Source organism: Candidatus Thiodiazotropha sp. AKAK3, assembly GCF_058244645.1.
Map to the genome: position 1 here is coordinate 1 of NZ_JBSYOQ010000033.1, position 11853 is coordinate 11853.

General features: G+C 46.2%; 10 protein-coding genes. 9 read left to right on the forward strand and 1 reads right to left on the reverse strand.

Features of this window, described 5'->3' with window-relative positions:
* Window positions 1-93: 93 nt before the first annotated feature.
* From AC4IE7_RS05275 to AC4IE7_RS05315, 9 genes are all read left to right on the forward strand, one after another.
* Window positions 94-381 (forward strand): hypothetical protein, encoded by a 288-nt coding sequence (locus tag AC4IE7_RS05275; RefSeq protein WP_490775766.1) that lies wholly within the window; start codon window positions 94-96, stop codon window positions 379-381.
* A gap of 173 nt (window positions 382-554) precedes the next feature.
* A complete protein-coding gene (locus AC4IE7_RS05280) occupies window positions 555-2327 on the forward strand; it encodes a hypothetical protein (protein ID WP_490775767.1) in 1773 nt (590 codons plus the stop codon).
* Window positions 2324-2740, forward strand: a complete 417-nt coding sequence (locus AC4IE7_RS05285) for a GtrA family protein (RefSeq protein ID WP_490775768.1) — start codon at window positions 2324-2326, stop codon at window positions 2738-2740. Before AC4IE7_RS05280 ends, AC4IE7_RS05285 begins: the two co-directional genes overlap by 4 nt.
* A gap of 13 nt (window positions 2741-2753) precedes the next feature.
* Window positions 2754-3707 (forward strand): glycosyltransferase family 2 protein, encoded by a 954-nt coding sequence (locus AC4IE7_RS05290; protein ID WP_490775769.1) that lies wholly within the window; start codon window positions 2754-2756, stop codon window positions 3705-3707.
* A 100-nt stretch (window positions 3708-3807) separates the two neighbouring features.
* Window positions 3808-4497 (forward strand): BamJ family beta-barrel-assembly machinery protein, encoded by a 690-nt coding sequence (gene bamJ, locus AC4IE7_RS05295; protein WP_490775770.1) that lies wholly within the window; start codon window positions 3808-3810, stop codon window positions 4495-4497.
* Window positions 4498-4839: 342 nt separating this feature from the next.
* Entirely contained in the window at window positions 4840-6126 is a 1287-nt protein-coding gene (locus tag AC4IE7_RS05300; RefSeq protein WP_490775771.1) for a sulfotransferase, read from the forward strand.
* Window positions 6127-6388: 262 nt separating this feature from the next.
* Window positions 6389-6796 carry a hypothetical protein gene (locus AC4IE7_RS05305; protein ID WP_490775772.1) on the forward strand — a complete coding sequence of 136 codons (408 nt, stop codon included), beginning with the start codon at window positions 6389-6391 and terminating at the stop codon, window positions 6794-6796.
* A 21-nt stretch (window positions 6797-6817) separates the two neighbouring features.
* A complete protein-coding gene (locus AC4IE7_RS05310; protein WP_490775773.1) occupies window positions 6818-7795 on the forward strand; it encodes an outer membrane lipoprotein-sorting protein in 978 nt (325 codons plus the stop codon).
* Window positions 7796-8157: 362 nt separating this feature from the next.
* The gene (locus tag AC4IE7_RS05315; protein ID WP_490775789.1) at window positions 8158-8547 is read left to right on the forward strand and encodes a DVUA0089 family protein; all 390 of its coding nucleotides are present in this window, start codon (window positions 8158-8160) and stop codon (window positions 8545-8547) included.
* A 435-nt stretch (window positions 8548-8982) separates the two neighbouring features.
* On the opposite strand, the gene AC4IE7_RS05320 is transcribed toward AC4IE7_RS05315, so the two are convergent.
* Window positions 8983-11799: a class I adenylate cyclase domain-containing protein gene (locus tag AC4IE7_RS05320; RefSeq protein WP_490775774.1), complete on the reverse strand. Its 2817-nt coding sequence runs from the start codon at window positions 11797-11799 to the stop codon at window positions 8983-8985.
* Window positions 11800-11853: the final 54 nt, after the last annotated feature.

An 11853-nucleotide genomic window follows, 5' to 3' on the forward strand; every position in this document is an offset into this window, starting at 1 on the left:
TGACTACTTGGTGGGGCATGGCCCCACCCTACCCGTATTGGCGTAGGGTGGGGCCATGCCCCACCAAAAGCTTGCCGAAAACGCCATAACCACATGCAACCTTCACAGCTTCATGAATATCTCAGCAAGGTAGCCTGGATGGAGCGAAGCGGAATCCGGGATGGTTGGTGCGCTGTTCCCCCCGGATTCCGTTACACTTCATCCAGGCTACGGACTAGGCAGTGGCCTGCCAGCTCTCAGCAAATAGAGGCTGAAGTGCATCCTGAGGAGAAACATTTACAACCCCTGCAGGCACGTCGAAACTTGCCACCTCCCTCACTAGCTGACTACTTGGTAGGGCATGGCCCCACCCTACGCAAACTCGATCAGTACGCCTCTTGATATTCCGTTTTAATAGGTGCGAGAAGAGCAGGAAAATCGATCAACTGGCATGACTGTCTTGAGCGTGGCGATAATGCAGGAGAGTCGCTTTTGCCATTCTGTTCATGTTACGGTTTCTTTCCAATACGATAATGCTTCAATGCCGCTAAAAAAGAGTATCTAAGGTCGATTTTGTGTCACTTCGCCACAACCTGATCACCGCCGCCGCTATTTTCGGCCTGGTGGCACTAACTTTCCTGCTTAACCTGAACGCCCTTTCAGGCAACTGGCGCTTTGATGATGGCTGGCTGCTCGACTATGCCAGCCGCTTCTCACCGCTCGACTATTTTTTTAATCCCGCAATTACCCGGGGCTACTCTTTAAACAATCTGACGCCCTCGAACCCACTGATTTTCGATATCAATCTATGGCTATTTGGACTGAGTCCAAAGGGTTTCTATTTTCAGCATCTTGCGACTCTTGCCGGCTGCGCCCTGGGGAGTTATTTCCTGCTGCGCATTTGGGCCACTCCACTAATTGCTTTTCTCGGATCTGCTCTATTCCTTGCCGGGGTTCCCAGCCTGTTTGTTGCACAACAACTGATGGTTGGCCACTATGTTGCCGGACTCTTTTTTACCATCCTCGCAGTAGCTGCCTATCGGCTCAATCTGGATAGAAAGCAGTGGCTACTCACCGCCCTTTCCACACTGTTTTACATCCTCGCTACCACCTGCAAAGAGGTCTATTTCCCCCTGCCTTTCGTATTGATCTTTTTTCAACATGAGAGACTCACTACCCGTATTTATCAGGCGCTGCCGATGTTCGCCTGGTCTATCGGTTATATGTTCTGGCGCTTGGCTGTACTCGGCTCTTTCGTAGGGGGCTATGACGCGGGTGGCCGCTCATTTTCACTCTCTGATGCCCTGCTCGACTATTCAGCAATACCTGACTTACTCTTTGCCGGCCCCTACCTTCCCTGGGCAGCAATCTTTATATTCGTGGTTCTACTTGCTTCTCTGGCCAAATCTAAACAATTGAACGTTACCCTGCTCGTTGTCGCACTTCTGGCGGTACTGCTGCCTCTTCTCCCTTTGACGCAAGTTCCGGGCATCACTCAGGCGAACCGTTACCTGCTGCTGCCATGGTGGCTATTTGCTATGACTCTGGCTGCCACTTTGGCGCGTCTACCCAGATTGAATATCGGTTTAAAAACCCTGATCGCGACCATTTTTATTCTTTTGGCGAGCACACAGGCACTGCAGGTGCAGAAGCAACTAACCCCTAAACTGGCTCAATTTGATGCAGTTTATGAGTTTTTTTTGGAATCCCCTTCCAGCCAGACCTTCTATTCAGCTGAGATCAAGGATGCCTACTATCTCGATACGGTACTGAATGGCGCCAGATATGCCCAGGCCCGGATTAGAGGGGATGAAGCGAAAAAACTTGGCATACTGGTCAGTGCCCGAAGCCTGGCCACTGTGGACACCACAGAGAAAAACCTTTGGTCTTATGACCAAGCCTGCCAATGCATGCGAAATATTTCCCATGAGGTTACGCCTAAAAAGGCTTCCAAGCTCAAACCACCAAAGCTGATTATCCTACCTATCTCTCCTCCCTATCCACCTCTCTTCGAGGCTGGAGAGGGGTCACTCAGGGTAGACAAAACCAGTGACATGAGAGTCCGACTAAGCGGTATTTCAAGGCACCCACCAGGGGATCAGGAGCATCAATTGATTCTGATTACGCCTCAACACCCGAAAGCCTTTAAAGTCACTCTTGATGGCGCCCACAAAAAAAACTCAAAGAGATTTAAGTTTCATGTGACCCTCGACTACAGATCAAGTGAATCTGCAGATAGTGCTGCTGAAAAAAGCTGTCTATTGATACGCTCCGCCCACACCCCATTGCGCCTGCTCGTTAGTGACAACAACACCAATTGCCAAGACTTGCTCTCAACCCAACCATGAATCTTGATTCACTAAAAGCATTAAGCCAAAAACTGCTGGATCATCAGTTTCTAAAATATCTGGTCGTTGGCGGCTCATCCTGGGTTGTGGATTTCCTGGTATTCTATTTCCTCTACCCCATTATCGGCATCATTGCCGCGCAGACTGCAGCCAGAGTGGTTGGCGCGCTGATCGCATTCATCGGTCACAAAACCATTGTTTTTGATGATCACGCTTTTGGCATGGGAACGCTTCGGCAACAGCTTTTTCAATACCTTTTGCTGTGGATTGTCTCCTATAGTCTAAGCATTATCTTACTATTGCTTTTCGTTGACCTGCTGCAACTACACCCTGTTGCTTCAAAGATAATCACTGAAGCTATTATCATCGCCATTAACTTTGTTACGATGAGGCGCTATATTTTCAACTCTTGAGCCGGAGCCAGACATGTTGATCTCATTGATTGTTCCAATCTATAACGAGCATTCCGGCCTCGTACAGTTCTGGCAGAGTCTGGAAAAGAGTGTTGCACCCTGTGATACAGAGTTCGAAGCGGTACTCATCGATGATGGCTCCACTGATAGCACCTGGGAGGCCATCGAGACTCTTTCATCCAGCAGTCAGATCCCCATTAAAGCGATACGCCTCAGTCGAAATTTTGGCAAAGAGGCTGCCATTCTGGCCGGACTTCGCGGTGCCGCAGGCCAGGCTGCCATAGTAATGGATGCGGACTTACAACATCCACCACCACTGATTCCACAAATGATTGATCTCTGGGATAACGGCAAGGTGAAGCTGGTTGAGGCAGTCAAACGCAAACGCCAGGATGAATCATATCTGCGACGTTTTGGCGCCAGACTCTACTATCAGACATTCAACCTTTCCAGTGGTATGAACATGGATGGCGCCAGCGACTTCAAGTTACTCGACCGATCTGTCATCGATCAATATATCTCCCTGCCGGAAGTGGGCCGATTTTTCCGTGGTCTCACAACCTGGCTTGGTTTTGATGCTGTAGCCATCGAATTCGATCCACCGGCAAGAAATGCTGGTGAGAGCCATTGGGGCCTGGGTCGCTTAATGGGCCTGGCACGCTCAACCATCATCAGCTTCTCTTCGGTACCACTGAGGATTGTCACCTGGCTGGGTGCCATTGGGGTTCTTTTCAGCATCGGTCTGACACTGCAAACACTCTGGTATCAGTGGCAAGGCTATGCTGAAGCAGGGTTTCCAACTGTCATTCTGCTTATCCTCGCCATGGGCAGCATGATCCTACTGGGACTTGGCCTCATCGGCGAATATATTGGGGAGATCTACCGGGAGGTCAAACGAAGACCTGCCTATGTCATTGCCCAATCCCTCTCTCCAGAGGACAGCCAGAAACAGAGGTCCTCAGAATAGAGCGGCCTGCCCCTCAGAGTGACACATTCGGTCGAACTATTGTTATCATCCAGGGGTCATAGAAAGCTTTGTAAATCCACTAAACAGGTAAAATAACACTATGAAATTAAAACTCTTGATCCTGGCAGTCCTGGCTTTATCTCTAGCGCAGAGCAGCTATGCAGCTGAACTGGAAACCCAACAACAGAAGTATAGCTATGCGGTTGGTTTACAAATTGGGCAGATGCTTGTGGCACAGGACGCCACCAACTTAGACATTGATGCTTTTTCTGCAGCTGTCTCCGACTTTCTGCAAAAGAAGCAACCTCAGCTCAAACAAGAAGAGATGCAAGCAGCACTGAAAGCACACTTCGATAAGCTCAAAGAAGTTAAAAATGCACTGGCCAAGGAAAATCTTGAAAAAGGAAAAAAATATCGGGAAGAGGATGCCAAACGTGAAGGCGTGACTGTGCTTGAAAACGGTTTACAGTTTGAGGTACTTACCCCAGGAGATGGCCCATCTCCCAAGGCTGAAGACAAGGTAGAGGTTCACTATAAAGGCACCCTGATCGACGGCACGATGTTCGATAGTTCCTACTCTCGCGGTAAACCTACCCAGTTCAGTTTGAACGGTGTTGTACCCGGTTTCAGGGAAGCGATCAGCAGAATGCAACCAGGTGCTAAATGGCGTGTTGTCATGCCACCCGAACTGGCTTACGGTGTAAAAGGAGCGGGCAAAAAGATCGGGCCCAATGAGACATTGGTATTTGAAATCGAGTACCTGGGTCTTGCAACGCCTCCCCAGAAATAATGAGACTGAGACTCAACCAATCTTATCAGGACGCTACCGACTCCTGAGAGTCTTGTAATCACTTTAGACCGCCAATCACTGACTCAGCTGGGTGAGTGATTGGCGCTACTCGCCTCTCCTACCTACCCCACCACTCCCTGCAAGGATTGATCTGTCATCCGCAGCGAAATCCGGAATTAAGGGCAGCACTCTTATTTGCTTACACCCTCTGCGTGACCTGAAACATGGAAAAGGCAAATGACCAAAGGTATACTGTGATCTACGTCACAAAATAAACAGCGATAAGATACACTCAAAAAGTGGCCTGCAAAAGTGATGCCGCACTACAGGGATATCATAGTTTTGTCTTATAAAATCCTAAAGATAGCGACTACCGATGATATCCATATAAGGGGTTTTCATCTTGATACGCCCACCTTGGGTGACTCCGGTTCTAGTTATAAGATTCAAATCTCTGGTTGGATCCTTGGCAATAGAGTCGATATCAAACAGCTTGAAATCACGATAAACAGGGATGAAGCCTCGTATAGCATTCATAGAATCGAACTTTCGGTAGAGCGTCCTGATGTGGCAGAGCACTTTCATGACAGTTCGATTAATCCCCTTTGTGGCTTCTCAACCAGCTTGATGACACTGGGTCTACCTGAAAACACAGACCTATCGATCACCGCCATCACTGATAGTGGCCAGACCATTCCGGTTGCTGAAATAAAATTAGAGCGCTCCAATACCAAAACCTCATTTAAACCTGCACTGCAGCCGATCATCATAACCACCCTGGGAAGAACCGGGTCGACCTGGTTGATGCAGTTGCTGGCAAAGCATCCGGCTATTGTTGTTGCAGATCAACACCCCTATGAGACTTTTGCACTGGAGTATTGGTTACACCTGGTGTCACAACAGCTGCTAACAACAAACAATAACTTAACCCAGATTGACCAACAGCGATTCAATCGGGACTTTCTCTCTAACGAACATCGTCAATCCTGGTTCAATGAGGTCTACTACAGTCAGGTTATGAGCTTCTGCCAGGAGGCGGTTGAGAACTACTACCTCTCTATTGCTGAAGAGCAAGAGCTGCCTTCACCTCAACTCTTTGCGGAAAAAATACCCTATTTTTCCGGTGACGGGAGCACAACCTGTCGACAACTCAGTTCAGCGGTCAGAGAGCTCTACCCAGAGGCAAGAGAGATAGTGCTCGTCCGTGATTTTAGGGACATGGTTTTATCAGCACTACATTTCGGTGCTAAGGGTAAAAGTAGTGGCGATATTGAAAAGGAGAAAACAACAGCATATCAAAATGTGACCAAAGAAGTTGCCGAATTCAGCGCCTACTACAAACAGAATCACAACAACACCTATTTGCTCCACTACGAAGATCTGCTACTCAACACCAGATCGACCCTTAGGTCTCTATTCACTGCTCTCTCAATACCCTGCAGTGAAGAGATTCTGGAAGTTGTTACAGAGGAGACGCATAAGCTATCTGAGTCTCAGCGTCAGCATATCACCAGCAAATCCGTTCAAAAGTCAGTAGCGCGCTGGAAATATGAACTACCTCCACAACTACAGAGCGAGTATACCAACGTATTTAGAGATAACTTGCGCCTGTTCGGCTACGACATATAAATCTTATCTTATTAGCACCACCCAGTCGCATAGCACTGACGCCATCAATACCATCTCCTCTTTGTTTCGTAACTACCCTGACCAAGGGTGCATATTAAAATAAAAAGTGTTAAGAAACTGAACTGCTTGCCGATCAATGCTGATAAGATAAATACAAGAGAGCTGAAAAGCTCAAAATAATTAACACGGACCATGCACCGGATAATCCGGTCAGGAACCAATTAAAACTCTTGGAACAGTGGATCATAGAAGGAGTTCTCTAATGATATTTCAGCCAATGCGCTTGGCAGCCACCCTACTTTTTGGCCTGTTAGCTGTTTTCTTATTTCTAAATCGCGCCTATGCCATGGATACCGGGTATATCGATGCTGTCAAAGCAGATGCAGCAGAATTCAGCACCAATGAGTTCCACCCCCCAGCCAACTCAATGTGGCTTGGAGATGACGAGAATGAGTCCTCTCAAGTTGTAGACCTTCAAGGATTCTCTGAACATATAAGGACAAAATCACCTGGCAGCTATATCTTCTATAAAAAATTAACTGCTGAATATCAAAACAAGCTACATCAGGACTACCTGGCAACAGGCGATTTAGATCGCGTGAAACAGGACATCTTTAAATACACCAAAGAGATGAAACAACAGTCACGTACCAGCCGATATACCCGTTAGCTATTGTAGGGAAGAAGTATAATGTACAGCCGTAAGCACTCTCTTTTTCATATCATCTTTTTGGCAATACCTCTCACTCTTATCTCTTTACAGAGTTTTGCCGGAGTAGACCGTAGCCTGGAGTATCCACTAACTGACTCAGATATAACTGCAGAGGAGCTGGCTGATCAGGTTTACTATGCCAACCACTTCTACAGCTTCGATAATTTCTCTATCAAAAGGCGAGGCAGAACACTTAGCGTGCTTGTCAACAAATCGGAATACGGTAGCCCAAAATTCACTTCCGTGGAACGTCATCTCAACAACAGGTATAAGGAGAGTGATGCTATCCAATCCCGTGACCTGGCGATTTTTCACTCGGGAAATCTTCGTGGCACCGGGATGCTGATTACTGAATATAGAGATGAAGATAAAAACAAGGATTACATGGCATGGCTTCCTAAACTGAGGAAAATAAGACGCTTTGCGCAGCCACGTTATGAAGATGCCTGGGGAGGAAGCGTCTTTACCTTTGGTGATGTTATGTTGCGTAAACCTGGTGATGAGACTCATGAGTTACTGGGAAAAAAGAAAATGCGTACCTGCCTGGGCACCATAGATAGCCTTGAGGGTGAGATTTCACGCAACGCCGGGCACATTCCAGAACGCAGTTGCAGGCACATGAACAAAGAAGTTTATGGCCTGAAAAGTACAACAAATTTCAATGATTGGTGGTATGACTACAGAATCAGCTATGTCGACACAAAAAGCTTTGCTGACTACCGAACGCTCTATTATAAAAATGGTGAGCTTATCAAGATCATCGACCGAGACTGGGGACTGGTAAATACCGATAAAGAGGGTGATCCAAGAGCACTATTCTGGAAATACTGGTATGGCCTTGACTTAAAGACTGGAAAAGAGAGTCTTGCTGTAATTCCACGCAAGGTCGTAACCTTTAACAGTAATCTGAAAAATAAATTCTGGACTGAAAGAACACTGCGCAAAATCAAACGCTGACAGAGTCGGCAGACTAACAAGTCTTACATAAGCCGTTACCGTTCCAGACTATCCTGCTTCAAGTGGATGTCGAAATATTTTACATTTATCTATCCAGCCGCCCTGAACAGCAGGTTTAGATCGGCGCTAAGCTATTGAAACAGTGTAATTTTAATGTTCCTGGCACATTTCATGCTATTAACCAGCAAGTTAGCTAACATCTGCTAGCTGATAATTTGTAAGCTTTATTCAAGGATACTTTGATGAAAATCGTACCTAAATTACTTTTTGGGTTGTTAATGCTGCTTCCACTAGCCAGCTCAGCTAATTTCATTTCGAGTACTGGTGACATTACTCAACGTGGAACTGGTTCGGTGTCATATATGATTTTTGATCAGGATGCCAGAGCCAGAACAAATATTGCAGTTAACTCTGGTTACTTTGACACCCAGATCTATCTGTTTGAAAACGACGGCTCATTGGGTGCATCTGACTATGTTGCCAGCAATGATGATGGTGGCCCTGGTTTAAACTCACTTATTAGCAGAGTCTTGAATGCAGGCAGCTATATTCTGGCTGTGTCAGACTTTCATTTCAGCTTTAGTGAGGCTCTCTCGGGTTTCAACTACAACAACCGCTATGGCGATTACAGTGTCAGCATAAATTCTCGAGCTAATGTTAGTTTCAACTCAGTACCTGAACCTACAACACTGTCACTACTTGGGCTTGGACTATTAGGTGTGAGATTATCTCAACGATACAGAAAAAGCTGATTTAGAAATAATCTCTAAATCATTTTACAGACCTCTGTAATCAAGAACCCGCAATAACATTGCGGGTTTTTTTATCGATAAAGAGAAGTGACTCGCCCAGGTCTGGGCGAAATAGTGGCATGTTGTTTGGAATAAATAGAGGCTGGGCTCGAACTTGAATGGCATAACAGCTGAATTATAAAAAGAGCCTCTGGTGTAGGGTGCGGCAGGGCCGCACCCTGCATCTTAGGTCTATTCAAGAAGCAACAAAGTTATTCTCTCATGTGGCTGAATAGTGACTTGCACGGTAAGAAAGATATGTTATCTCCCCACTAAAAAGTGGCCTTGCTTTTCATTAACTTATTAATGTAGAAAGTTGAGGAGTCAATACTATTTTTTTGATAACCCTGGATCAACTCTATCTCCAAGCGACAGATGTAACTTTTCTGACTAAACTCAAACTGCTTGATTCAGTCTCAGCTCTACTCGCTTTTTAAGGTTCAACAGGTTGACTGTTTCCAAAGCCTGTGGCGTCTGAATACCGCTAAGACGAACTGAAGTCAGATAGACGGGATATTTAGCATCGCCCTTTCTGAAACTGTTGATATATTCAGCTACTGACGCATAGAGCGCACGGCCATACTCCATTTGCGTAAACTCTCTCTCTCCACAAATCAAGGAGACAAGTTTTGCATCAGACTCGGCGCTGTCAGCAACCAACACCACTTCCATATAGTCATCAGATCTCTTCAGTGGAACACTACGCAGGTTAACGTGCCATTTACTCTCTTTTCCTCTTTTCAATTCAAAAAATTCCGGTTCAGTCAGTAGATCACTTTCACTGACTAAAATCAGATTTCTAAGCTGTTGCAGACTGTTCAGAAAGCGACGTTGCTGCAACATCAGGAAGCGTGGACTATCTGCACTTAATCTTTGCTTAAACAACGAACCCTGCTCATCAAGTATATAGATATCTATCCCTTGTGGTGTCAGTTCAAAAAACAGCTGAATTACATCTTGTCTGTTGTGGGCATAGAGCACCGGATATGGACTGTCTGCCATAATTTCCGGGTCAAATCCCAAGGGACGATACACCTCTTGTGGCTGCATCAATTCGTCCAACATACTGTCGAAGGACTCAACACTTCGCCACGAATAACCTTTTTCCTGCTGCTGGACAATGAAGAAATCCGTACCCAACCGAAAAAGATATCGTCCATTTTCTAATTTTTTACTTTTAAATTGTGCAACAACGTGATTAAAAAGCTCTGTTACCCTTTGTGCAATTTGGCTACCCCGCGCACAGGAGTAGCTATAGGCATTGATACTTGGTAAGCCACTACTCTCACTGGAAGGCATATTGAGGATGCTGCATAACGCATCCACTAAACCGTCCGCACCACTATGCTCGGTTATCAAAAGCTCACCCCAACTGGTGTGAACCAACTTTTCCAAATTGATTACGAGATTGATCCTGGCTGAAGCAAAACTCAATGGATCATGACGCTCACTGGTCAGTTGTTTACCTTCTTTGGTCAGGCGTTCCATTGGGTCAATTCCTATATTCAGGAACAACCCAACCATTTCGGCATAAGCAGGATTGGCCAAGGTTTTCATACCTGCCGTTGGCGGCATGTAGTCAGGAAAGAGTTTAACTACACTACGCTGAAGTGAAAGTAGCTCTTTTCTCGTAAGCTCACTATCACCGGAAACCAGGACAATTCGTGTATGCCTTGACCAGACCTGATTTACATGGCTCCAAATCAGGATTTCCATCAGATTGCTGGAAATTTTTATTGGTCTTTGATCGAGCAGTATATCTTCGTCAATAGTACCTCTATAGAGCATCCAAGCAACACTGCCATCTCTGGTCGGACGATGGTAGAGGGAGAGATCATCTTCTGAGAGGTTTTTTGAGATGCCTGGATTGATATGGTCAATTTTACCCGTGCGATGATCCAGAGCAGTGTAGAGTTTTCGCCCCAACAGATTGAGCTCATGAGGGTCGATATGGCTCTCTTTGGCAAACTTTCTTGCAAAGTCTGTGAGTAATCGATAACTGCGGGTCAAGACTCCGACCAGTGCATTTCGCTCTTTGATTACTCGATCTATTTTCCACTCAGAACGTGTATCCAACATCTGCAGTTGTGTCTGTCCCCATCCCCACTGTCGAGTCAGTTTCAACATCCGACGGCTACGCCAGTTTTCATCACCTTTTTTTACCTGACTGAGATGCTCTCCTACCTTGAAATAGAAACATCTTCGGGCCAACTCCAGCCTGTCATGGTCTTTGTTTTGCTTTAAAAATGACTCGACTTTCTGGTACAACAAAAGATAGGCATCGAGCATATCGATATCAGTCTCACCAGAATAGATCGCCTCTTTCGCTTGTTGCGCCAACCACTTTGGACGGGGATAGTGGTGGCTGTAAGCCTCCATGAGAAAGATCTTTAGTATCGATTTATAGGGGGATTCTATGCCTTTGTAGAGCTGCCATAGGGCTGCACCAAAAAATTCTCCAGCCTCTACCTGGTTAAGTCCACCAAGATCAAAAACCTCACTCGATTTAACAAAGCGATGAGAAAGCAGGTACTCAACATAGGATTGATACTCTGGCTCATGCTCAGGAGGAACAAGCCACCAAAGAGGATAACGACCAGCCAGTAGTACAGCGCTTCGGTAAAACTCTTCCAACAACAGGTGGTGCTGCGTCGTTCCACTACTCTCCCGTGACAAGTGGGCCTTTTCTCCTCGACGGAAACGCTCAGGGTCGATGAGAAAAATGTGCAGCTCCAAACCCAATTCCAGGGCACTCTTTTCAATCAATGCCACTTTTTGTTGCAACTGATCACGCTGCACTGCATCGAGGGCAGGGTCATGGCATAGCCAAACATCAAAATCACTACCAAATGATTGCCCAATAGTCCCTGTACTACCCATCAGGTAGAGACCGTGAATATGGTAGACACGCTGAGCGCGCTTCTTGTATTTAAAACTGCGGCTCAGCTTTGCAGCCGTTTCCAATGCCACTTTCGATGGTGTGTAATCAGGTATACCAGTAACCGTGTCACTACTGACAAAACCTGGCAGCATCGGGTGGTTTATGTGGAAAAGTAGAGGCAGAAGATTTAGAAACTCCTGCTGGCTGGGGCGTAACTCCTGATATATTCTACGCAAGCGCTGCTTATGCAGCCGTAAAAAACGCTGCTGAACAGCATTCAGCTCTTTTCGGCTGATACCATCATCGAAGCTGATACGTTGAGTGTCAGGCATTATCCTAGTGAACACTTTTTCATCTGAATCCGCACGTTACTATCAGTAATGGAG